This is a genomic window from Actinoplanes sp. NPDC089786, assembly GCF_040684855.1.
Classification (GTDB): Bacteria; Actinomycetota; Actinomycetes; order Mycobacteriales; family Micromonosporaceae; genus Actinoplanes.
In genome coordinates this window covers 18,982-41,127 of the sequence record NZ_JBFBGU010000011.1, presented here as the reverse complement: position 1 = coordinate 41,127, position 22,146 = coordinate 18,982, and the positions used below count along the sequence as shown (strand labels likewise).

Annotated in this window: 20 protein-coding genes; 9 read left to right on the top strand and 11 right to left on the bottom strand. The window is 69.2% G+C overall.

The genetic code is table 11. From position 1 onward, the window contains the following. Nucleotides 1-36 precede the first annotated feature (36 nt). A complete protein-coding gene (locus AB0O15_RS27750) occupies nucleotides 37-1,923 on the bottom strand; it encodes a hypothetical protein (protein WP_364323906.1) in 1,887 nt (628 codons plus the stop codon). A 233-nt stretch (nucleotides 1,924-2,156) separates the two neighbouring features. Here AB0O15_RS27750 and AB0O15_RS27745 point away from each other — a divergent pair, with 233 nt between their 5' ends. Next, nucleotides 2,157-2,369: a hypothetical protein gene (locus AB0O15_RS27745; protein ID WP_364323905.1), complete on the top strand. Its 213-nt coding sequence runs from the start codon at nucleotides 2,157-2,159 to the stop codon at nucleotides 2,367-2,369. Here the strand turns inward: AB0O15_RS27745 and AB0O15_RS27740 are convergent. Then, on the bottom strand, nucleotides 2,342-3,958 hold the full coding sequence (locus AB0O15_RS27740; protein WP_364323903.1) for an RICIN domain-containing protein: 1,617 nt from the start codon (nucleotides 3,956-3,958) through the stop codon (nucleotides 2,342-2,344). The two genes, AB0O15_RS27745 and AB0O15_RS27740, sit on opposite strands and share 28 nt — an antisense overlap. Nucleotides 3,959-4,112: 154 nt before the next feature. Between AB0O15_RS27740 and AB0O15_RS27735 the strand changes: the two genes are divergently transcribed. Further along, nucleotides 4,113-4,313: a hypothetical protein gene (locus AB0O15_RS27735; RefSeq protein WP_364323901.1), complete on the top strand. Its 201-nt coding sequence runs from the start codon at nucleotides 4,113-4,115 to the stop codon at nucleotides 4,311-4,313. A 44-nt stretch (nucleotides 4,314-4,357) separates the two neighbouring features. Here AB0O15_RS27735 and AB0O15_RS27730 read toward each other — a convergent pair whose 3' ends face one another. Next, the gene (locus tag AB0O15_RS27730; RefSeq protein WP_364323899.1) at nucleotides 4,358-4,993 is read right to left on the bottom strand and encodes a LuxR C-terminal-related transcriptional regulator; all 636 of its coding nucleotides are present in this window, start codon (nucleotides 4,991-4,993) and stop codon (nucleotides 4,358-4,360) included. A 570-nt stretch (nucleotides 4,994-5,563) separates the two neighbouring features. Between AB0O15_RS27730 and AB0O15_RS27725 the strand changes: the two genes are divergently transcribed. Both AB0O15_RS27725 and mctP read left to right on the top strand, forming a co-directional pair. After that, the gene (locus tag AB0O15_RS27725) at nucleotides 5,564-5,773 is read left to right on the top strand and encodes a DUF3311 domain-containing protein (RefSeq protein ID WP_364324231.1); all 210 of its coding nucleotides are present in this window, start codon (nucleotides 5,564-5,566) and stop codon (nucleotides 5,771-5,773) included. A gap of 4 nt (nucleotides 5,774-5,777) precedes the next feature. Next, nucleotides 5,778-7,427, top strand: a complete 1,650-nt coding sequence (gene mctP / locus AB0O15_RS27720; RefSeq protein ID WP_364323897.1) for a monocarboxylate uptake permease MctP — start codon at nucleotides 5,778-5,780, stop codon at nucleotides 7,425-7,427. Nucleotides 7,428-7,775: 348 nt separating this feature from the next. Here mctP and AB0O15_RS27715 read toward each other — a convergent pair whose 3' ends face one another. The 4 genes from AB0O15_RS27715 to AB0O15_RS27700 all read right to left on the bottom strand — a co-directional run bounded on the left by AB0O15_RS27715 (nucleotide 7,776) and on the right by AB0O15_RS27700 (nucleotide 12,901). Beyond that, nucleotides 7,776-9,275 carry a S8 family serine peptidase gene (locus AB0O15_RS27715; protein WP_364323895.1) on the bottom strand — a complete coding sequence of 500 codons (1,500 nt, stop codon included), beginning with the start codon at nucleotides 9,273-9,275 and terminating at the stop codon, nucleotides 7,776-7,778. Nucleotides 9,276-9,310: 35 nt separating this feature from the next. Next, nucleotides 9,311-10,729, bottom strand: coding sequence for a hypothetical protein (locus tag AB0O15_RS27710; protein WP_364323893.1), 1,419 nt, complete (start codon nucleotides 10,727-10,729; stop codon nucleotides 9,311-9,313). A 107-nt stretch (nucleotides 10,730-10,836) separates the two neighbouring features. Then, the gene (locus tag AB0O15_RS27705) at nucleotides 10,837-12,483 is read right to left on the bottom strand and encodes an RICIN domain-containing protein (RefSeq protein ID WP_364323891.1); all 1,647 of its coding nucleotides are present in this window, start codon (nucleotides 12,481-12,483) and stop codon (nucleotides 10,837-10,839) included. Next, entirely contained in the window at nucleotides 12,467-12,901 is a 435-nt protein-coding gene (locus AB0O15_RS27700; protein ID WP_364323889.1) for a glycosyltransferase, read from the bottom strand. The genes AB0O15_RS27705 and AB0O15_RS27700 overlap by 17 nt, the downstream gene beginning before the upstream one ends. Nucleotides 12,902-13,117: 216 nt before the next feature. Here AB0O15_RS27700 and AB0O15_RS27695 point away from each other — a divergent pair, with 216 nt between their 5' ends. After that, the gene (locus AB0O15_RS27695; RefSeq protein WP_364323887.1) at nucleotides 13,118-13,735 is read left to right on the top strand and encodes a LuxR C-terminal-related transcriptional regulator; all 618 of its coding nucleotides are present in this window, start codon (nucleotides 13,118-13,120) and stop codon (nucleotides 13,733-13,735) included. A 197-nt stretch (nucleotides 13,736-13,932) separates the two neighbouring features. Further along, entirely contained in the window at nucleotides 13,933-14,964 is a 1,032-nt protein-coding gene (locus AB0O15_RS27690; protein WP_364323886.1) for an SGNH/GDSL hydrolase family protein, read from the top strand. An 81-nt stretch (nucleotides 14,965-15,045) separates the two neighbouring features. Here the strand turns inward: AB0O15_RS27690 and AB0O15_RS27685 are convergent, their stop codons facing one another. Then, nucleotides 15,046-15,378, bottom strand: a complete 333-nt coding sequence (locus AB0O15_RS27685) for a hypothetical protein (protein ID WP_364323884.1) — start codon at nucleotides 15,376-15,378, stop codon at nucleotides 15,046-15,048. 286 nt (nucleotides 15,379-15,664) lie between these two features. Here AB0O15_RS27685 and AB0O15_RS27680 point away from each other — a divergent pair, with 286 nt between their 5' ends. Beyond that, nucleotides 15,665-16,876 (top strand): hypothetical protein, encoded by a 1,212-nt coding sequence (locus tag AB0O15_RS27680; RefSeq protein WP_364323882.1) that lies wholly within the window; start codon nucleotides 15,665-15,667, stop codon nucleotides 16,874-16,876. 289 nt (nucleotides 16,877-17,165) lie between these two features. Here the strand turns inward: AB0O15_RS27680 and AB0O15_RS27675 are convergent, their stop codons facing one another. From AB0O15_RS27675 to AB0O15_RS27665, 3 genes are all read right to left on the bottom strand, one after another. After that, nucleotides 17,166-17,978: an SDR family NAD(P)-dependent oxidoreductase gene (locus AB0O15_RS27675; RefSeq protein WP_364323880.1), complete on the bottom strand. Its 813-nt coding sequence runs from the start codon at nucleotides 17,976-17,978 to the stop codon at nucleotides 17,166-17,168. Nucleotides 17,979-18,253: 275 nt separating this feature from the next. Further along, on the bottom strand, nucleotides 18,254-18,709 hold the full coding sequence (locus AB0O15_RS27670; protein ID WP_364323878.1) for a thioesterase family protein: 456 nt from the start codon (nucleotides 18,707-18,709) through the stop codon (nucleotides 18,254-18,256). A 153-nt stretch (nucleotides 18,710-18,862) separates the two neighbouring features. Next, nucleotides 18,863-19,549: an alpha/beta hydrolase gene (locus AB0O15_RS27665; RefSeq protein WP_364323877.1), complete on the bottom strand. Its 687-nt coding sequence runs from the start codon at nucleotides 19,547-19,549 to the stop codon at nucleotides 18,863-18,865. Nucleotides 19,550-19,644: 95 nt separating this feature from the next. Here AB0O15_RS27665 and AB0O15_RS27660 point away from each other — a divergent pair, with 95 nt between their 5' ends. Both AB0O15_RS27660 and AB0O15_RS27655 read left to right on the top strand, forming a co-directional pair. After that, nucleotides 19,645-20,589, top strand: a complete 945-nt coding sequence (locus AB0O15_RS27660) for a DJ-1/PfpI family protein (RefSeq protein ID WP_364323875.1) — start codon at nucleotides 19,645-19,647, stop codon at nucleotides 20,587-20,589. Between the two features lie 342 nt (nucleotides 20,590-20,931). Beyond that, nucleotides 20,932-22,137 carry a cytochrome P450 gene (locus AB0O15_RS27655; RefSeq protein ID WP_364323873.1) on the top strand — a complete coding sequence of 402 codons (1,206 nt, stop codon included), beginning with the start codon at nucleotides 20,932-20,934 and terminating at the stop codon, nucleotides 22,135-22,137. The last annotated feature ends 9 nt before the right edge of the window (nucleotides 22,138-22,146 follow it).

The following is a 22,146-nucleotide window of genomic DNA, read 5'->3' as shown; positions in this document are numbered from 1 at the left end:
CGTAACCTCCGTGTTCGCCGGGAATGGAAACGAACGTCATCTCACGTTGATGTCACCGTTGACGTCGCCGGCCACGGTGTTCCGTGTGGCCGTGGCCGTGACCACGTACTTGCCACTGCTGAGCGCCCCGACCGGCACCTCGACCGCCGAGTCACCCGGCCGCACGGTCACCACCTGGGTGGCGACGGTCACTGAGCTTTTCCGAACGGACAAGAGCACCTCGCCGGTGCCCGCGCCGGCTACCCGCAGCGGGACTGTCAGCTGAGCGGCCCCGACCGAGTCGTCACCGTCCAACAGATCGACCCGGACCGGGACCGGCGTACCGGGATCGGGGGTGCCCGGCCGCCAGCCCCACGCGTCGAGCAGCCACAAGCGGCCGGAAGCACTGCGCGGAGTCAGCTCGAGCGCGGTGATACCGGCGCGGTCGACCGCCGAGGGCAGCGGTACGCGTACCTCCTGCGCCCAGGCCGACCGGGTGAGCGGGGAGCCGGGCAGTCCGTCGAGCCGGACTGTGCCGAGCACCGAGCGCCGCCCGGTACGATCACTCACCGCGACGTCGAACGTCGTGCTCGAGGTGTTCGGCGGCACCACGACGCGCATGGCCAGCGTGGTGGCCCCGGTGATCTTGGTCGGCTGGGCCGGGCGCAGGAGCACCGGCCGTCCCGCAGTGGACCACGAGACCGACACGGCATACCGCACGCCGGGGTCACCGGTCAGCACGTGCGGGGAAGCCTCCAGGTCGCACGACGTCAGCCGGCACAACGTACCGTCACCGCTGACGCCGACTCCCGCCGCCGGGACCAGCAGCGGAGACCGGAACCCGCCCAGCGCGTGGCTGAGCGCCGGAGCCCGGGCGACCGACCCGTCCAGGAACGGGCGCATCTGGTCGTCACCGTTGAGGAACAGCCGAGCCCCCGCCACGAAGTAGGCGGCCGCGGCCGCTCGTTGCTGGGCGGCGGTCAGCCGGCTCGGCGCGCCGGGCGAGCACAGCGGATCCGTCGTACTGGTGACGTCGTCGCGGGCCGGGGCGGCGGCCTCGCCGGGCGTCCACTCGGAGTTGAAGAAGTTGTGGTTCGCGCCGGGCAGGAACACCGCGCTGTGCAGGGCGACGCCTTGGCCCACGCCGCGGGTCCCGTCCACGTACACCTGCGTCTGGAGCTCAGCGGCGTCCCGGTCACATCCCGGGAGGAAACTCATCGAGGGCACGTCGGACACCGGATTCCGGCTCACGGAGCTCGCTCCGAGCAGCACCGTGCCACGGATACGCCACCGGGCCGGGCCGGGGGCGCCATCGACCTCGGCCGACGGGGGCACCACACTGTCCATCGCGGCCCGGTTGACGCCGTCCCCGCCCCGGGAATGCCCGATCAGCAGGACGCGGGAGAGGTCGACCGGCGGTGCCGCCCGGACCGCCTCGGGCGCCTGGCCGCGGCCCGCGCCCGACCAGTCGGCCCACCGGGACAGGTGCAGCCGGATCAGGGACGAGCGGGCCTGTTCGGCGTTGTCCTGATACGCGAAAGCGTTGATCGCGTTGGCGGACAGCGAGACGGTGACATAGCCCCAGGAGGCCAGGTGCTGCTGGATCGCGTGGTAGCCGCGGTAACTCGGCACCGCGGAAAAGCCCGCGGGACACGGCCACAGGAGGCCGGTCTCGTCCCCGTTCCAGCACACTTCGTGAAAGCCGTGCAGGAACACGACGAGCGGCGCAGACCCGCTGACGTTGCGCGGGGCGACCACGAGCGCACGCATCTCCGACGGTTCCTGCACGTCCGGGATCGCGACCGGCGGCAGGTCGTATTCGCCCGAGACCGTCGAGTAGGGACCCGACGCCCCAGGATCGGGAGTCGTTGATGCCGCCGGTGCCGGAGCGGCGAGGAGTACCACGGCACACAGCCCGGCCACGATGGCTCTGACGATCCGCATTGCCGTTCCACCTCTCTGCTCAGAGTTCCGTGCGATTCTGGATCCTGACGCCCTTCCGAATGGTGGGGACGGCGTTTGTCCGGAGGGACATGCAAGCGTGCGCGGCCGGTCATCCTGGGTATTCGAACGCCGGATCCTTTTTGGACTGTGCCGGGACGTCGGGTTCTGACCCTCGACCTGCCGGGGCATGGCGAGTCTCGCGATGTCGGCTACGACACCGCGACTCGCGCGGAGTGTTCCTCGGCGTCTACATGTACGGCCGTACCGACGAATGGGAATCCTGGTCCTCGATCGACGTGGTGGTGCACTTCGGCGGCCGGCGACGCAACGAGTCGGGATTCGGGCTGACCCGCTTCGTCGGCGTCGTACGCGACGGCTTCATCGCCGGCATATCCCCCCGCGGAAACGGCGATGCGCTTCAGAGTCCGTTGAGCCGGAAACTCTGAGCGCCCTTGCCGAGACAGGTGTACAGCTCGAGCTGGACCCATTCGGCGGTGGTGGCCTTGGGGAGGTCCAGGCACTTGCCGCTGGCCCGCCCGATGAAGTGGTAGTAGCCGCCGCCTTCGGAGACCGCGCGCCACTGCTGCGCGCCGTTGTAGGTCCAGAGCTGGATCAGGGCGTGATCGGCCTTCGACTCGTCCTTCACGTCCAGATTCTTGGTGGTGTCGAGGCGGGTGGCGATGCGCATGTACCCCCCATCGGTGGGCACGAAGCGGAACTTCTGCGCCTCCGAGGTCGTGCAGGCGAACTGCTGAACCGGGGTTCGCACCGCGGTGTTCGACTCGCGGACGTCCACGCACATGCCACTGATCCGGTTGGAGATCGTGTACCACCGGGCCGGATCGATCCCGCCGACCGCCGCCTTCTTGCTCGTGGCGGGCTTCGCCGCCGCCGACGATCGCACCGGCCGCGGACGCTCCCCAGCCTTGCGGACGGCCGGGCTCGCCGGCGCGACGGGCGCGGCAGCGGGTCCGGCGGGTGAAGACGCTAGCGGCGGCGCGGGTGGTACGGCACTGAATTCCAGCGGACCCGAGGGTACGGAGGGCTGCGCGACCGGCGTCACCATCAGCGGCCGATCCTCCCGCCCGTTCAGGACCAGGGTCACCGAAAGCACCAGCAGCGCGGCGGCCAGCGCACCGACGGCGATCCGGGGCCATCGCCTGCGCCCGGCCACCGGCGCTTCCGCCGGACTCGCCACCGCGGCCGGCGTCCTGCCCTCCGCGGCGGCCCGCAGCAGTCGCTCGGCGGTCGTGGCGTCGGCGCGTACCGCCGGATCCTTGCGCAGCAACGCGTAGAGCGCCGGTCGCAGCGCACCGGCCCGGGCCGGTGCGGGTAGCGGTTCGCTACCGGCGATCGCGGTGAGGGTCGCGACCGCCGAGGACTTCGTGTACGGAGGCCGGCCCTCGACCGCGGCGTACAGCGTCGCGCCGAGCGACCAGAGGTCGGCCGCCGGCCCGATCGGCTCGTCCAGCGCCCGCTCCGGAGCGAGGTACGACGGTGAGCCGAGCAGCACCCCGGCCGAGGTCATCGCGCTGTCCCCGGCGACCAGGGCCACGCCGAAGTCGGTCAGCACCACCCGTCCGTCGTACGCCAGCAGCACGTTCGCGGGCTTGACATCGCGGTGCAGCAATCCCGCCTCGTGGGCGGCACACAGGCCGGCCAGCACGCCCAGCCCGACCTCGGCCACCCGTTCCGGGGCGAGCGGTCCGTCCTCGCGTACCGCATCGAACAGAGACCGGGACCGGATCAGCTCCATCACGATCCACGGTTCGCCCCGCTCGTACAGGACGTCGAAGACGCGGACCACGTTCGGATGGTTGATCAACGCGATCGCGCGCGCCTCCCGGATCACCCGCTCGCGCACATCCTCGCGCTCCCGCGCCGTCAGGCCGCTCGGGGGCACCAGCTCCTTGATCGCCACCTCACGGCCGAGAAGCTCGTCCCTCGCCGCCCAGACACGGCCCATGCCGCCCTCACCGACGAGTGATACCAACCGGTAACGATCAGCGAGGACCTCGGTACGATTCTCGGACACGACGAAACGGTATCGGCCTCCTGCGGCGGTCCACAATCGAGACGCGGGCGGTGGACCCGATGGACAGACTCCCTGCCCGTTAGATCAGACGGGTGACGCACTCTCCCTCTCGCGAGGGACTTCAGCGGGCTCGCCGATTCCTGGCATCGATCTCATGACCATCAACGAGCAATTCGCAGACCGAGTGGTTCAGATCAAGGGTGTACGCCAGCTCAGTGTCAATTCCGGGTACGTGCTGCGCCGGTACCTCACCGTGCTCTCCGACGGGCAGTCCTGGAGCGATGCCGTCCACGGCCTGCTGCGGGTGGCCGTCCTTCGCGCGTACCGCGTCGGGCTGACGATTCCCGGAGATTGAGCAGGATGGACAGCGGCTGACGACCCTGCGGGATTGTGCTGGATCTAGATGACGCCGGCTCGGATGGCGAAGGCGACCGCGTGGACCCGGTTGTGCAAGGAGAAGCGCCGCATGATGCACCAGAGGGTGTATTTCACCGTCCGTTCCGAGAGCCGCATGGATTGCGCGACCAGGTTGGTGTCGAGGCCACCCGCGATCCGGCGCAGCACCTCGGCCTCACGGTCGGACAGCTCCGGTACGGCTCGGACGTCGGCGTGGCTGTCACGCAGCCGGCGCATCTGCTCGGCGAGCTGATCGAGTCGTGCTGCACCCGGCCGGCCGATCTTGCCGGAGGCACGGAGCACGGCGGACAGCAAACCGTTCCGGCCGGTGTCGAGCGAGTGCATCACCCCCACCACGCCGCCGCCTGCCGCCGCTCGCAGATCCACCTCCGTCGTCTTGTCGACGATTGCCACCGTCACCGATCCGTACCGTTCGTGGGATCGCCTCAGCGGCCGCAGCGAGTCATCCACCAGCCGGCCCAGATCGGCGACGATCACCTCGTGCGGCTCACCCGGGACGAACGACCGGAGGGTCACGCCGGCCGATCGACGCAACACCTCCCTGATCCCGGCCTCTCGCAATGGTTCTGTCGCCAGGACCGACACGCTGATCGGTGACGCGACCTCCAGGTCATCCAATTCGCCTCATTCATGGCCTCGGCCGGCATCCGCGCCCGCCCTCGCACTGGACACTCGCGAACCGCCGGGTCGGTTACAGTCGCGAGAGACCTTTGTCGGCGGCGGGCCGGGGGCGTGGGGTGAGGCCGAGGCGATCCGTCACGGCTCGAGGCGGCGGACCTCCAACCCGTGGGTCTCCAGCAGGCGAACCGCGATGCGGTGAAGGCACATGCCAAAGCTCCCGTGACGTCGCCAGGTCGATCGCGGCGAGTTCGGTCTCGTGCGGCGCCTCCGGCGCTTCATCGACCACACAGAGCCGGGTGTCACCGCACGAGGAGGCGCCTCGAAGAGATCGGCCCGGTGGCGCGGTGTACACCACCCGAGAAGCGTTCGGACCGGCCGCCGAAGTTCCGCACCGTCCCGCCTCGGCTCTCACGTTTCAGCTGGATGATGCCGGCGGCGGCGTGTGCCGCCAGCTCACCTTTCGTGCCTTTACGGCCACATTAGTAGGCTTCGGGATGAGTCGTCGTTAGCATCTCGACGACTCTGTTGCTGCTCAAGGCGGAGGTACGGCCGGTGGCCGAACCCACTATGACAACCCCAAACCCGCGTTCGGATCGCAGCCCCTGGAACTGGCTGCTGATCGTCCCGGCCGTGGTTCCCCTGCTCACTCCCCTGTTCAACGTCGAGTCGCCCCGGTTGGGCGGCTTCCCGATGTTCTACTGGATTCAGTTGCTGTTCATCCTCCTCGGCGTGACCACCACGACCGTGGTCTACCGCATGACCACGAAGAGGCGGTGACCCGATGAGTGAGCACATCACCCAGATCATCGTCTTCGCGCTGTTGTTCCTGCTGGTCAGCGCGATGGGCTTCGTCGCCGCGCGGTGGCGGGCGCCGAAGGACATGGCCCACCTCGACGAGTGGGGGCTGGGCGGGCGCAGCTTCGGCGGCTGGATCACCTGGTTCCTGGTCGGCGGTGACCTCTACACCGCCTACACGTTCGTCGCCGTACCCGCCCTGGTCTTCGGCGCCGGCGCGGCCGGATTCTTCGCGGTGCCGTACACCATCGTGATGTACCCGATCTTCTTCCTGATCCTGATCCGGCTCTGGTCGGTGTCACACCGGCACGGCTACGTCACCCCGGCCGACTTCGTGCGGAACCGGTTCGGGTCCCGGACCCTGGCGCTGCTGATCGCGATCACCGGCATCGTGGCCACCATGCCGTACATCGCGCTGCAGTTGATCGGCATCGAAGCGGTCCTCAAGACGATGGGCATGACCGGGGACAGCGTGATCGCCCGGCACGCGCCGATCATCATCGCGTTCGCGATCCTGGCCGCGTACACCTATCAGTCGGGTCTGCGCGCCCCCGCGCTGATCGCCTTCGTCAAGGACACCCTGATCTACATCGTGATCCTGGTCGCGATCGTCTATCTGCCCTACAAGCTGGGCGGCTGGGGCAGCATCTTCGACAACGCGCAGGACAAGTTCGCGGCCTCGGCGGCGCCCAATGACGGCATCACGCTCAACGCCAACAACCAGCTTCAATACATCACGCTCGCCCTGGGCTCGGCGCTCGCGCTGTTCCTCTACCCGCACTCCATCACCGGCGTGCTGGCCAGCAAGAACCGCAACGTGATCAAGCGCAACATGTCGGCGCTGCCCGCCTACAGCCTCCTGCTCGGGCTGCTGGCGCTGCTCGGATACGCGGCCATCTCGGCCGGGGTCAAACCGCTGCCGGGTGCGAAAGCCGGGACACTCGACACCAACACGGTGGTGCCGCTGCTGTTCGACACCCAGTTCCCGGCCTGGTTCGCGGGCATCGCCTTCGCCGCCATCGGCATCGGCGCGCTGGTCCCCGCCGCGATCATGTCGATCGCCGCGGCCAACCTGTTCACCCGCAACATCTACAAGGAGTACTTCCGCAAGGACGCCACCCACGCGCAGGAAACAAGCGTCGCGAAGGTCGTCTCGCTGCTGGTCAAGGTCGGCGCGGTCGGCTTCATCATCTTCCTCGATCCGCAGTTCTCCATCGACCTGCAGCTGATCGGCGGCGTCATCATCCTGCAGACCGCCCCCGCGGTGGCGCTCGGCCTGTTCACCCGGTGGTTCCACCGCGGCGGGCTGATCGCCGGCTGGGTGGCCGGTATGGGCCTGGGCTTCTGGATGCTGTGGCAGATCCCGAACCCGGCGACGAAGCGGGCGCACTTCGGCGGCTCGGCCTTCCCGCTGTCCGACTTCGGGTTCGACACCAAGAAGACGATCTACGTCGGCTTCGTGACCGTCCTGGTCAACCTGCTGGTCGCGGTCGTGGTGACGCTGATCCTGCGGGCCGCCAAGACCACCGACGGCATCGACAGCACCCAGCCGGACGACTACTTCGCCGACGAAGGCGACCCGAAACTGGAGGAGAAGCGCACCACCCCCGACGAACTCGTCCCGTCGACCACCTGATGCGCCCAGGGGCGTCACGTCTCATCCTCAATCGTGAGGGACGTGGCGCCCCGGCCGCTCATTGCGGCCGTGACGGATGCGCCGACGGAACGGGGTCTGACGCCTCCCGGGCGATGACGGCAGCAGCTTGCGGGCCAGAATCAGGCGCGAGCCGTCTCGGGTAACTACCAGCACACGTACGCCGGACGCAGACTGGTCCACGCGCAGCACCTGGAGCCCGACAACACCTCTTCATCGAGGGTGCACTGTGGCCCGCTCGAACCCCCGCCGAACGTGATGTGGTGACGGGATCGGGCTGACCGGACCGAGCAACTGGCCGGTGGTTAGTTCCGCTGACCAGGTTGGAGTTCAGAGTTTCGGCGCCGGGTCTGCCGGCCAGTCGAGGTCCAGCTGATCGGGGCTCGCCGGACCGGCCCGGAACGCATGCCGGATCCGGAACACAAGCAGCGTTATGAGCAGCCCTCCCACCAGGACGATCAGCACCAGGCTCAACCACGCCAGCCGGTTGCCAGGCTCCGGCCGGCCGCCCAGGCCGCTCGCGGACGTGGCCTCCTCGGGGAGCTCGCGGGTGATGGCGGCAACCGGGTCGACCATGCCGTTGCCGTAGCTGTCGCCGGGCTGCGCGCCCTTCATCCGGTCCGAGGTGACCGTGACCCGGTGGGCGACCTGTGGTGCGGTCAGTTCCGGGTGAGCCGAGCGGACCAGCGCGGCCGTGCCCGCGGTCAGTGCCACGGCATACCGCGTCCCGCTGTCCGCCCGCTGCCCCGCGCCGTTGTTGCCGATGCTGGTGATGTTCACGCCGGGCGCGACCACGTCGACCGTTCGCGGAGCGTACACCGCGGCAGGCATACCGTTCTCGGCCACACCGCCCACCACGATCACTGCGTCCGGCAGCCCCGCGAAGCCGGGCGCCTGACCCGCCACCGGGGCCGGGGCGACCACGACGACATTGCGTTCGATCGCGTTTCGTACGGCCCGCACCACGGCTCCGTCGTCGAGATCCACATAGGGTCCGAGAGCGATCACGGAAGCGCCTGCCCCCACGGCGGTCTCGATCGCCGCCGCATGATTGGTCCTGCTCACGGTCTTGCCGTCGGTGACCACCCGCACCGGCATGACGCTCGAGTCGGGCGCCATGCCGCCGAACGGCAGCCCACTCAGCGGCTTGGCCGCCACCAGTCCCGCCATCGCCGTGCCGGTGCCCAGGCAGTCGATGTCACCGGGGCCGACGGTCACCAGGTCGGCGCCGGTCGTGACCCGGCCGTACAGCTGCGGAGCCCGGCCGTCCACGCCGGAATCGACGATGGCGACCAGCTGTCCGGAGCCACGGCTGTGCTTCCACGCCTGCTCGGCCGCCAGCTTGAGCATCCCCCAGCGGGAGGGCTTACCCGTGGCGGGCGCCGCGGTGCACGTACCCGGGGTCGCCGATCCTTTGGGTTTGATCTTCGTCTGCGCAACGCTTTGAAGGTCAACCCGAGGCTTCGCAGGCGGTGTCTCAGCCGGCGTCGAAGCAGGCTTCCCGGTCGGCAGGATGCCGTACGCCACGCCGGATCCGACCGCGTCCCACGGCAGCACCAGATACCAGCCCGCCTGAAGCCTGTTCTGATCGGCGAGCCGCCCGCCGTCCGGCTGCCGCCGGCCGGTGTTCAGGTTGAAGATCTCGGTCGAACGCGCGGGCGAGCCCAGGAACCGCTGCGCGATCTCCATGAGGTTCTCCGACGCGGACGCCACCGTGTAGTAGTGCACGTAGTCGTCGGAGGCCGCGTGCGCCGGCGCACCGCACAGCCCCGCGCCCAGTGCGGCGGATACGAGCATCGCCGCGGCCCGCCGTAGCAGTGTGCCTTTCATGAACCCTCCAGTGCCGAACGATTGATCGGACAAGTTCACCCACGCTCACCAGCGCCTCCGGTGGGCGACGCCCACGGAGTGCCGTCCGCGGCCCACTTGATCTGCCACCCGGCGCCGGCCTCGGGTGCGCCCGGCTCGGGCGACCTGACGACGGCCGTCGAGCTGTCCTCGTCGCTCGGCCGAGCCGGTGCCGGATCGCTCGGCGGGGCGGACAACACGACCGTCGCGTCGCTCGTCGTGGACGACGGCGGCGAGTAACCACCGGCCAGGACCTCCACCAGCCGCCTGGCTCCGTCATGGCCGCCCGCGACCACGACGCCGGCCCGGCCGGCCAGGCCGGCCAGGCCGGCCAGGACCCGGCGCAGCGACTCGGCCAGCCCGGCCGAGGCCGCGGACTCGAGCATCAGGACGCCCTTGTCCGGGTGCACGAACGCCCGGTCTTCCGGCTTACCCGCATCCCTGAGACGCAGCATGATCCCGGCGGGTTTCACGTCGGCCACCAACGCCGTTTCGCTCACGTGCTGGTAGCGCCGCTTGCCGACACGTACCCATCCCTGGTCGACGAGACTGGGCCCGTCACCGCGGAGGCGGCGTTCGACGGACAGCCGCGCGTACGGATCCACCGGAATGCTTCGCGCTTGCCGCGCCACCAGCGCCACGTCGAGGGCTTCCACCCAGGCGGCTTCCGGCCCGGCGAACCTCCGATCGAGCAGTCTCGTCTCCAGGTGCACCACCGTGCCCGGTGGGAGTCCGCCGAACAGATCCGCCACCTGCGACGGGTGGACGGGCGGCACACCGATGTCCTGGATCACCACGGCGGGACCGCGGGGGTCCACCGGCAGCCGGTACGCGTCGTCGTCGCCGGCCGGCGCCCGATGGGGCAGACGCAGCAGCAACCCGGCCGGCACGGGATCACCGAGGAGACCGGCCAGCGATACCGGGGCGCGGGGAACCATCCGCTCCCAGAAGGGCACCGGGTGGCGAAGGGCGGCCACGGTCGCGGTGCCGCCGGTCCGGAACGACCGCCAGCCCGCCGCGCCCGCATCCGGCGCGACGTAGAGGGTGCCGTCCGTCGTCGCCCGCACCGATCCGTCGGGGACGAGTAGTTCCACTGCCGTCCGCTCGGCCAGCCGGTGCAACCAGGCCGCATGCGCGCCGCGGGGACGTCCGACACCGTCCGCGGCTATCCAGACCCGCCGCGTACGCCAGGATCGGGCCGCGCGCTCGACGGTGCCACGGATCGCCGAACCGCCGTACGTGTCGCGCACAGCCCGGCCGGACATCATGATCAGTACGTCGTCACCGGGCGCGGCCGCATCACGCAACAGTTGCCAGAGCACCAGAGGCGAGTCGTCCGGATGTGAGATCACCGCGGACGAGCCGTTCCAGTCGACGACGAGAGTGCCGGACGGCTGTTCCCGTCGGCGAAGCCACCGGACCAACCTCTCCCCCACCGTCCCAAGCCATCGTCGTACCCGCCGGGCCAGGAACCGAGGCTAGTGCGCCGGGCCGGCGCCGACCCGGGTCCCGACCGAAGGCGCACCGTAGTCGGACCCGTCGGTCAGTGGTGGAGGATCCAGAGCATGTCCTGGGCGGTCGGATCGACGTCGTACTGCTGGACGAAGTAGGTGTTCCAGCTGGTGCCGTCGGCGAACGGCGGGTCGCGGTCCTCGCCCAGCAGATCCATCGCCTTGCCGCTGGCCCGGTTGAAGATGCGCACGGTCCCGTTGCCGGCGTCCTCGATCCGCCAATGCTGGTGCGGGTCGTCGCGGTTGGTGACGCTGTGCACGATCTTGGCGAGGTTGTCGGTGGAGGAGTTCTCGGTGCTCAACGACATGTTGTTGTACGCGTTGGTGATGAGCACGTAACCGGGTACCGGCGCCGCCGGCATGCGCCAGTACTGGTCCTTCTGATGCTTGTTGTCGGCGATGTCGATCCGGTCGCCGTCCTTGTGGTTGTCGTCGACACCGCGCGCCTCCACGATGGCGTGGGCCCAGTAGCTCTCGATCTGGTACGTGACGTTCGGTTTCGCGGTCGCCCGCTTGCTGGGCCTGGTGGTGGCGCCCGGTGACGATGATCGCGGTGTGGCGGCGGAGCTGGGCGTCGGAGCCGGGGACGACCCGGGCTTGACGCTCACGGTGGGCCTGGGCTTGGCCGCGGACACGGTCAGGCGCGGGTCCCTCTCGTACTCGGGAACGTGCTGCTGCACCACCACGGGCAGCTGGGTGAGATTGGCGCGCGGCAGCCCACCGGCCTGGCGGATGACATCGGGGCCCCACTGGAACGCGCCGACGGCCAGGCTGTACGGGTCGGCGCCCCCGAGCCCGCTGAACTGGTTGGTGAGATCGCACAGGGCGGCGCCGAGCGCGCTGATGGCGTCGGCAGGCCGCCAGACCGAGGTGTCGGCGCCCGTCCGGTAGCTGTTCCACAGGCGCGCCGGGAACTGGGCGATGCCCTCGGCGCCGCTCGACGAGCGCAGGTTGGGATTGAACCCGGACGCGGCCCGCAGTTGCGCGGCGACGCGCGCGGGAGTGACGGCCGGGCAGATGCGGCCCGCGGCGTTGATGTCGGCTAGATAGACGTCCGGTACGGGCAAGCTGGTGCCCGGGTCGGCCCGAGGTGTGGTGGGCGCTTCGATCCGGAAGGGCTTCTCGCGCGCGTAGTGGACGGCATAGGAGGCCACCCGGTCGGTGTAGCGGGCCGCCTGGGCCGGCACGCCATGGGCGTCGAGAACCGCCTGCGGCCCGGTCCGGGCGGCGGCGATCGCAAGCTTCCACAGGTCACCGGTCAGGTTCGCGGCACGGAGCTGTCCCACCGTCTCGCACATGCCGTGGGCCAGGGCCACGATGTTGGCCTGCCGGTCACCGCGCCGCGCGTACGACCAGGGCTTCCACCGCTGCCACTGCTCGTCGGTCAGCCCGGCGACACCCTTGACCCCGCCGGCCGTCCGGTTGGCGAACCCGGAGTTCTCCATCAGCTGGGCGGCCAGTTTCGGCGGGGTCAGCGACGGGCAGGACAGTGCGGCCGACACGATGGTCTGCACATCGCCGTCCGGCACCGGACCGCCGATCAGCCGGTGCGGATCCGCGATCGCCGGCGCCACTTCCAATGCCGCTACCGTGCCGCACGCGAGCAACAGCGCCGTCAGGCCCGCGATCTCGGCCCGCGCCCGCATCCGGCCGGTGAGCCCCCTACGCGCCTTCGCCATGCCACCCCTCATTCGACCGCCACAACACCCGAGCCGCTTGAGGATGGTGCCGAGCGCGGGTGCACGCACGTGCGTTGTCCTTTGGCGCAGAGATGTATGCCCGCGAGCCGGCCGGGTGCTCCCCGTCCCACACGATGTACGAAGCGATCGTCGCGAGCGGCCGGTAACGCGCGAACTCGTCGCTGATCGTGCGAGCCGCTCGCCGGTATCGCTCGTCGCTGAGCACCGACCGGACGCCGACGCGACCGTAACCTTCGAGCGGAATGAAGGTGACGCCGGCCTGGCGCACGCGCTCCGCGAAACGGTCCTCGACGACGAATTCGACGTCATGGCCCAGCGACCGGAGATGACCGTCCGCCGACAGCACTGGAATGACATGGCCGGACAGCGGCGTGGCAGCGACTACAACGTTTACCAAAGCGAATCTCCTTTCCGTGGATACGCGAGAACGTTCCCGGTATGACATCTTCGAACGGACAGGCAGTCAATCCTGCACTTCGGGTCGAGCACGTTCGTTCGTACCCGGAAGAACTTTATTCTCTGGTTCCCAGACAACGAACGGCCCGTTTTCAATGGACGTTTCTCGGCATTACCGATGTCGGCGGCCGGGCATGCGAAACGGGGTAAGGAAACGATGGGCAACAAGATCGCGGTGTCCGTGCTGGCCGCCGAGCCGCTACGCGAGGTGGGCATCACCGCGATGCTGGAGTGGCTGCCCGAGCTGTCCGTCCGGCCGTTCTCCACGGATGTGCCCAGCGACGTCGTCGTGGCCGACCTGAGCAGCCTCGTCGTGCAGACTCTCGGGCCCCTGCGGAAGGCTTCGCAGAGGCACGGATCCGTCGCGGTCATCGTCACCGACGGCGGGGCGGCCGACCCCGACGCGATGTTCGAGGCGGGCGTTGTCACCGTCCTGCACGTCACCGAGGCGACCCAGGACCACCTCCAGTCGGCCATCCGGAACGCGGCCGCGATGGACAGCCTGGGGGTTGTGGTGACCCGCGACGACCTGATCGACCAGATCCGGCGCCTGGCGACGATCACCGGCGGAGACCCGGCCCGGCCCGTCCTCTCGGAACGCGAGATCACCGTCCTCCGCCACCTGGCCGCCGGGCTCGAGACCAACGAGATCATGAAGGCGATGAACGTGTCCGAACGGACGCTCAAGTACATTCTCTGGTGCATCATGAGCCGCTTGTCGCTACGCAACCGGGTACACGCGGTGGCTTTCGCCATCCGCGCCGGGCTCATCTGATTGGCACCGACCTGGCGGGTGCCCATCCGCGCAGCGTTTCGTGCGCCTTTGATCGAATCAGCTCCAACGTTTCGCCGACGCTTTGTGCGGCTATATTCTGTGGCCTGCGTTTACACGGCCGACACTCCGCCGATGACAGCTGACGCTATTCCGGCTATTCCTTGGAAAGGCAGCGAATGCAATTAGTAAGGACGTCCGTGACGAGGTGGCCATCGGCCGTCGCCGTGGCCTGCGTCGCCCTGGCGACCCTCCTGCCCGGCTCACCGGCCTCGGCGAAGGCCGTGGACGTCACGGTGGACGCCGTGGCACTCGGGGACTCGTACGCCTCAGGTGTGGGGGCTGGGACCGAGACCGACGGTGAGTGCCGGCGTACCCCTGGCGCCTACGCCGCCCAGTGGTCGCAGCTCGACCCGGACGCGGTGAAGCTCGAAGTCAACGCCTGCAGCGGCGCGACGACGCTCGACGTCAGGAAGAACCAGCTCGGCGAACTCGGCCAGGACACCGACCTGGTGACGCTGCAGGTCGGCGTCAACGACCTCGAACTCATCACCACGCTGGAGTCCTGCGCCGACCCGGGCCAGACGAAGGATTGCGAGGCCCGGCTGGAGGCGCTTCCCGCACTCAGCGCCGCGTTGCCCGCCGAACTGAGCCGCCTGGTCGACACGATCAAGGACAAGGCGCCGAAGGCAAAGGTAGCTCTGGTCGGCTATCCCTTGCCGTTCACGCCGGAGTGCCCGAAACTCCCGCTGCCGGCGAAGGCCCTCGCCGGCGGCAACGCCGCGATCGCCGGCCTCAATCAGCTCTACCTCGAGCTGGCGGCCATCAAGGGCGCCGTGTATGTGGACGTCGCCAAGCCTTTCCAGGGCCACGAGGTCTGCGGGAATGCGTCGTGGCTGGTCGGTGCGGAAGGCGTACCGAACCGGACCGTGCTGCACCCCACGCTCGAGGGGCAGACAAAGGGATACCTGACGGCCCTCGTGACGACCGTCGGCGCTCCCGACAAGGTCCTGGAGTGGATGTTGCTGCGCGATACTCCCCGGCCATCGGCGGAACCCTCCACCGGGCCGTCCTCATCGGCGGCGCCCGGCGCCGGGGGCTCGGCCGGAGGCCTTCCGCTGACCGGCCCCAACGTGTGGTGGCTGATCCTCGTCGCCACCGTGCTCGTCGGAGGCGGTGCCGCCACCTACATGACCCTGCGACCCAAGGTGATCCGGGTTACCTCCGACTGACGCAGACCACAATCTGGTCCACTCCCCCGTGTGGACCACACCGGCGCTCGTTCCCGTCCGGGGAACGAGCGCCGGCTGTATTCACGGAGAGACTTGCCTGGCCAGGCGCAACGCCTGGAGATACTTGGGTAGCTCGATGACCGCTCGCTCCAGCTGTCCCGGACACGTCTGCTCCTGGAACACGGCGTCCATCACAGCGTCGGTGAACTCGGCATCGACAGAGGCCGACCGCCAGACGCGGATCATTCGCATGCGGGCGTTAAGCACCGCCAGGGTTCGCTCGAGATCGGCGATCATACGGTCGGCCAGATCCGGATTCATCCTCAGCCGGCCATCCTCGGCCAGCTGGAGGAACAAGTCACCGGCATAACCGGAAGATTGATCGCTTCTTGTGCCTCGCGTCTCACCCGCCATGCGACACAGCCAAGCTTTGTCCGGGCCGACGAGCAAGGGCAGCGATCTAAAACGCCACGACACTTTCCCGAAACGACGAGGCTGGTCTAACCAGGCAGACACCGATGCATCACCTAGCACGCATCGCCCGGTCAACGGGATGGATCAGGCGGGCGGACCGATGCCTGTTCCCACCCCGACTTCTGCCCGCGAGAACGAACCAGGCGTGGTGAACACCCGGGTCGACACTCGCTCCCCTTTGGACAAGGAGGCCCTTCGCCCCATCGAACGCTCCTATTCTCCTAGCATGATTTACAAGCATCGATTTCTAGCCCTCGCTGTAGCGGTGACTACGGTGACCGCGCTCATCCCGGCCGCGAGTGGCCAGGCCGAACAGGTGTCCGTCGAGCCGGCTCCGGTCAGCGCGACGGCCCGGATCTCACCTTCGGATCGCGCCGTCATGGCGGCTCAGGCGCCACTGAGCGCGGCGGCCGAGAAGATCCGGCGGGTCGCGGTCGACGGCAGCGGGACGGCGCCCGCCGGTTATGCCGGGATCACCCTTGACGACGACCACGTGACGGTGTGGTGGAAGGGTGCGGTGCCCTCGCGGGTCGCAGCAGCAGTCACCGCCGCCCGCGACGTTGCGCCGGTCGAGATGGCCGTCGCCGCCCACTCCCGGGCCGAGCTGACCGCAGCCGCGGCGACTGCCATGGCCCACATCCGCGCCGGTGGGTCGGCGTTCAGCAGCGTCGAGATCGCGTACAACGGCCGGGGTCTTGTCCTCAACGGCACCGCCTCGGCGTCCCGGCGTACGGCGGCCGAAAGCCGGTCCAGACTGGGCATTCCGGCCGGCATCGACGTCAAGGTTCGCACCGACGGCCCCCTCGTCCTACAGAACCGGGTCGACGACCCCGCGCCGTTCCAGGGCGGCAGCGATATCCACACCGGCAATTTGGGCTGCACGTCCGGGTTCTCCGTCGCCAACAGCTCAGGAACGTACCTGCTGACGGCCGGCCACTGCGGCGACGTCGGTTCGCAGTTCCGGGGCGGCCTCAACCAGCCGATCGGGACCGCCACGGCCAAGCACAGGTCGCACGACCTGATGCTCATCTCCGCACCGGTGGAGGGCAAGATCTGGTTCGGCGGCGCACGGGCTGATGCGGTCGGAACCCTGGGTGTCGGCGGCTGGGCCGGCACTTTCCCCGGCGAATTCCTCTGTCGCGAGGGCGTCTATTCCGGCACCGTCTGCAACTACCGGGTCAGCGACACCTTCCAGTGGTCGGGCTGCAACGCCGACGGCAGCCTGTGCGTCGACGACCTGGTCATCGCCGACCAGCTGAACGGCACCCCCGCGCTGGCAGGCGACAGCGGCGGGCCGCTCTATGTGCTCGACTCCAACACCCGCGCGATCGCCAAGGGCACCTTCAGCGGCCACCTCGGCGAGAACCGCGCCCGAGTGCTCTTCCAGGACTTCGAGACGGCCAGCCGCGACTTCGGCATCAACGTCATCGGCGGCTGAGGGTGGTGCGCCAGTGCGGTGCCCGTCCGGCACCGCACTGGCGCGCTGTCAGCCGCGGCCGAGTTGCCTGACCGCCTCGGCCAGAATCCCCTGCACGAATGGAATGCGACGTGCGTCTCCATCGACGGTGATAGCGTGCGTGCCGCTTTCCTCACCAGGCGTTGCAGGTCGCGAAGCTGGCTCACGGTATATCGGGGTTGCGCCGGGTCGGCGAGGTCGTCATTGCGAAAGGCCGATCGCCGACCGGCGGGCGCCCGGGCACCTTGGTGCTATCCCTTGGAGCCCGCGGTCAGTGGGCCTCCTCAGCGACCGGCTGCCACTTCCGCCACGTCGCCAGGCGGTCCTCGTAGTCACGGGACACGATGTCCAGCGGCGCACGCCCGAGGAACATGCGCAACGGCGGGTGTGGCGCATCGGCGAGCCTCAGGATCGCGCCGCGGGTGGCGGCCGGGTCCCCGAAGGACGCGGCCGCCCAGTACTCGGCGTTGCGCTTCTTGACGTCCGCGTACGCCGGGTCGGCCACACTGGCCCGGGCCGACGAGCCGGCCCAGTCGGTGGCGTACGGGCCAGGCTCGACCAGCGTCACCCGGATGCCGAAGTCGCCGACCTCCTGCGCCAGCGTCTGGTTGAGTCCCTCCACCGCCCACTTCGACGCCGCGTACGCGCCGACCACCGGAAAGGTCGTCACCCCGCCGTACGAGGAGACCTGGATGATGTGACCCGATCCCGCCGCCCGCATCAGCGGCAGTACGGCCTGAGTCACCCACAGCATGCCGTAGAAGTTGGCCTCCATCTGCGCGCGGACCTCGGCCTCGGTCAGTTCCTCGATCACGCCGAAGTGCCCGTACCCGGCCGCGTTGATCACGACGTCGAGCTTGCCGAACCGTTCTGCGGCCGTGGTGACCGCCGCGTAGGCCTCGTCGCGGTCGGTGACGTCCAGCCGGACCGGCAGCAGGGTCTCCGGGTAGCGCGACCGCAGCATCTCCACCGACGCGAGATCCCGCACAGCCGCCGCGACCGAGTCTCCCCGTTCCAGCGCCGCCTCAGTCCATTGGCGCCCCAAGCCCCGTGAGGCTCCCGTGATGAACCACGTCTTCGACATGACCAGGATGGTCGTATGCGGCCGTCAGCCACGGCAAGCGCAACGGATTGTAGGCACCGAATCGTTCCCCTTCGGTCAAAGGCAGCGACCGGGCCCGGTCCTTCCGTCGCTGCGAAGGTCGCGTGGTGGATGAGGACCGGCCGCCGTCTTCCTCTCGAGCGGAACGATGGCCCGGCCGGTCCCCGATCCGCCCCAATCGCCGAGACTCTCGCGCTGCTCACAACCTTCGCGCCACCGCCGTCGTGAGCTGCTCGTCGGTGGGCGTCCTCAGGGGGTCACTGCTTCAGCTTCGACGCCACCGATCGGCCTTCTTCGCTCCATGGCGTCGGCACCCCGGCTTCCGGATCCAGATTGACGAGGGTCCGGTTCCCATGCGCGAACACGGTCCCGCCGTCCAGACTCTGCAGCTTGAAGCCGTAGGTCATCGAGCTGGTTCCCAGTCGTTCGACCCAGAGGTGGACGGCGTAGCGGCCGGGGTGCGGGACCGGGTTGTCGTACGTGATGGAGAACTGTTTGGTGAGAATGAAGCCGTTTTCCTTCAGGGTCCAGTCCGACGAGACCGCCACGTTCTGCCGCCGCCAGTAGATCGACCACGCTCGCTCGACCAGGATGCCGAACCGGCTGTTGTGCAGCATCCCGAGCCAGTCGAGGTCGTCGAAGAAGACGTCCACATAAGTGATCGCCCCGAATTCAGGGATGCGCGCCGATGTGTACGGCGGATTGTCGAGCATGATCCGATCTCCATTTCGCCTCGTGTCACCGCCGATGCTCGCCGGGGCGAAACGGAAGAAGCAAGCTCCCGGACAGGTGGACAGCGAACGATTCCCGTTCGATCGACGACGGCATGCCGGTGAGCACGGCCCGCCGGCATGCCGTACGACTCACTATCGGCTACCGCGAACGGCCGACTCGATGAGGTCGGCGGTCTCGGCCGGGAAGGCGACCGGCGCGGCGTGCGCGGTGTCGATCTCGACGACGGTGGAGCCGGCGCGCTCGGCCATGAACCGCTGTGCCTCGGTCGGGATGGAGTGGTCGGCGGCGCTCACCAGAGCCCAGGACGGCAGCGAACGCCAGGTCGCCGGGCCGGACAGGGTCTCGCCGAGAGCATCCGGGTCGATCGCGTGCTGCGCGGCGGCCAGCACCGCCGCGGTGCCGGGGTCGAGATCGGCGGCGTACACCTCGGCGAAGTTCTCCGCCCGCAGATACATGTCCTGGCCGCCCGGGTAGGGACGCGTCACCGTCGTCTCGGGCGTCAGCTTGCTGCCCGGGAACTTGTAGTTGAGCTCGCCCGCGGTCTCGTTCTCGTCCTGCTGGAACGCCGCCACGAAGACCAGGGCCCGCACCGCTGGGGTCAGGGCGGCCGGATCGGAGATGACCGAGCCACCGTACGAATGACCGGCGATGACCACCGGTCCGTCCACCGTCTCCAGGAAGCTCCGGAGATAGGCGACATCCGAGGCGAGCCCGCGCATCGGCATGGCCGGTGCCAGAACCGGATAGCCCCGGGACAGCAGCCGTCCGATGACGCCGTGCCACACCGAGGCGTCGGTGAGAGCTCCATGGACCAGCACGATCGAAGGTTGATTTGTAGTCATGCCAACAATCTTCGGCGGAAGCTTCCCGCCCGAACAGTGGCAGGAATGACACCTGGAGGTAGGATCCTGCCATGGCTCGTCACCGGATCTGTTTGATCCTCCTGAACCAGGTGCTGCCGCTCGACTTCGCGATCCCGATGCACATCTTCGCCCGCGAGGCGCCGGAGTTCTACGAGGTGCGGACAGCCACCGCGGACGGCAAACCGGTGGACGTGGCCGGGGGCCTCAGCCTCATCCCCGACGGTGACATCCACCTGGCCCGCGACGCGGACACCGTCATCGTTCCCGGCTATGGAGGCGCCGCCACCGAACGGCTGGACCCGATGACGGTCGGCATGCTGCGGGCGGCCGCGAAACGCGGCACCCGCATGGTCTCCATCTGTTCCGGCACGTTCGCGCTGGCACAGGCCGGCCTGCTCGACGGGCTGACCGTCACCACCCACTGGTCACTCTGCGACCAGCTCGCCGCGCAGTATCCGCACACCACCGTCGATCCGGCGCTGCTCTACGCGGACAACGGATCGGTGCTGACCTCCGGCGGGGTCACGGCCGGGGTCGATCTGTCGCTGCACATCCTGCGCAAGGACCTGGGCGCGTCGATCGCCAACCGGGTGGCCAGGCGCATCGTGATGGCCCCGCACCGGGACGGCCAGCAGGCCCAGTTCTTCGAAGCACCACCGATTCCCCCGGCCGACGACGCGGTCGCGACGGCCCAGCAGTGGATGCTGGCGTCGCTCGGTCAACCGATCACCGTGGCACAGATGGCCGCCAAGGCGCACATGTCCGCCCGTACGTTTCACCGGCGCTTCGTCGAGCGCACCTCGATGACCCCACTCGTCTGGCTGCACCAGCAACGCATCGGGCGTACCAAGGAATTGCTCGAAGCCACCGACCTGACGGTCGACGAGATCGCCCGCCAGGTCGGCCTGGGCACACCACCCAACCTGCGCTCACACTTCCGCCGCGCGACCAGCATCACCCCGACCCGGCACCGGCAGCTGTTCGCACATCACTGAACCGGTCGGCGCGGGCCTGCGGACAGCCCAGGGCCGGGGAACCTGAGCTCCCCGGCCCTGGCGCCATGCATCGTGTACCGCGAAGGCACGCCCGGAGACAGACTCGTTCGCGCGGCGAGCCGCCGCAACGACCATTGATCGAACAGGCAGACATGTCGGCCCGGTCCGTCGTCCACGCGGGGACCCGACCACCGGGGCGGGACAGTGGTCAGGTGCACGACGAAGACCCGGCCGGACCCTCGATCCTGATCGATCCGCCGCTGACCGCCGCGTTCCGCGAAGCCGTCATCCGGCTGTGGCTGAGCCCGCGGGACAGCCGGCCGTGAGAAACGGGAGGCATTCGTGAACCACCAGGTGAACCCGGCCGCGGCCGCCGAGCCCTTCGCGGGCTTCCTCACCGAGGACATCTACGACGTCCTGGCGGTCTACCGCGAACAACAACCCGTGGCGCCGCTGACGTTGCCGGATGGGCGCACCGGCTGGCTGCTGACCCGGCACGACGACGTCCGCCGGGCGCTGACCGACCCGCGCCTGACCAAGGACGGCCTGCTCTCCCCGGTCGGTTACCGTCCCGTGGTTCCGCCCGACATCGACGAGGCGACCCGCCACCACATGCTGGTGGTCAACCCGCCGGACCACTCCCGGCTGCGCCGCGCGGTCCGGCCCGCGTTCACGCCGGGCGCGATCGCCGCGCTCACGCCCGCCGTCCGGGCCATCACCGACCGGCTGCTGGACGATCTGGCCCGGCCGGGGCGGCACGACCTGATGGCCGAGCTGGCCTTCCCGCTGCCGATCGCGGTCATCTCGGAGATGCTCGGCGTACCGGCGGAGGACCGTGACGACTTCGCGCGGTGGTCCCACATCCTGGTCGCCGGGGCCGCGCGCCGGGCGGAACTGCCCGCGGCACAGGCCAACCTGATCGCGTACATCCGGACCCTGCTGGCGGCCAAACGCGAGTTCCCGGCCACCGATGTGGCCTCCCTCCTGATCGCCCCGGGCGGCGATGACGGTTCGCTCACCGAGAACGAGGTGATCTCCACCATCTACCTGTTGTTGCTCGCCGGGCACGACACCACGGCCGCGCTGATCGGCAACGGGGCGTACCGGATGCTCGAGGACCGCGAGCGCTGGGAGCTGCTGCGGAAGTGCCCCGAGCGGCTGCCCGCCGCCATCGAGGAGATGCTCCGGTACGACAGCCCGGTGCAGTTGAGCACCCACCGGATCGCCGCCGAGGACGTCACGTACGGCGAGCACCTGATTCCCGCGGGATCCACCGTGCTCATCTCGATCCTGTCGGCCAACCGCGACGGCGAGCGCTTCCCCGACGCCGACTCGTTCGACCTGACCCGGGACGGCTCGTCCCACGTCGCGTTCGGGCACGGCATCCACCACTGCCTCGGCGCGCCGCTCGCCCGTCTGGAGGCGCGCATCGTCTTCGAGGGCCTGCTGGACCGGATCCCCGGCCTCGAACTGACCGACGGCTTCCGGCCGCGGTGGCGGCCGAGCATCCTGATGCACGGACTCGCCGAGCTGTCGGTGACCGTCTGACGCGCCCAG

Coding starts and splice junctions, on each gene's coding strand:
- AB0O15_RS27750 (WP_364323906.1), bottom strand. CDS start 1,923: ATGCGGATCGTCAGAGCCATCGTGGCCGGGCTGTGTGCCGTGGTACTC.
- AB0O15_RS27735 (WP_364323901.1), top strand. CDS start 4,113: ATGACCATCAACGAGCAATTCGCAGACCGAGTGGTTCAGATCAAGGGT.
- AB0O15_RS27725 (WP_364324231.1), top strand. CDS start 5,564: ATGACAACCCCAAACCCGCGTTCGGATCGCAGCCCCTGGAACTGGCTG.
- mctP (WP_364323897.1), top strand. CDS start 5,778: ATGAGTGAGCACATCACCCAGATCATCGTCTTCGCGCTGTTGTTCCTG.
- AB0O15_RS27715 (WP_364323895.1), bottom strand. CDS start 9,275: ATGAAAGGCACACTGCTACGGCGGGCCGCGGCGATGCTCGTATCCGCC.
- AB0O15_RS27705 (WP_364323891.1), bottom strand. CDS start 12,483: ATGGCGAAGGCGCGTAGGGGGCTCACCGGCCGGATGCGGGCGCGGGCC.
- AB0O15_RS27695 (WP_364323887.1), top strand. CDS start 13,118: ATGGGCAACAAGATCGCGGTGTCCGTGCTGGCCGCCGAGCCGCTACGC.
- AB0O15_RS27685 (WP_364323884.1), bottom strand. CDS start 15,378: ATGGCGGGTGAGACGCGAGGCACAAGAAGCGATCAATCTTCCGGTTAT.
- AB0O15_RS27680 (WP_364323882.1), top strand. CDS start 15,665: ATGATTTACAAGCATCGATTTCTAGCCCTCGCTGTAGCGGTGACTACG.
- AB0O15_RS27675 (WP_364323880.1), bottom strand. CDS start 17,978: ATGTCGAAGACGTGGTTCATCACGGGAGCCTCACGGGGCTTGGGGCGC.
- AB0O15_RS27670 (WP_364323878.1), bottom strand. CDS start 18,709: ATGCTCGACAATCCGCCGTACACATCGGCGCGCATCCCTGAATTCGGG.
- AB0O15_RS27660 (WP_364323875.1), top strand. CDS start 19,645: ATGGCTCGTCACCGGATCTGTTTGATCCTCCTGAACCAGGTGCTGCCG.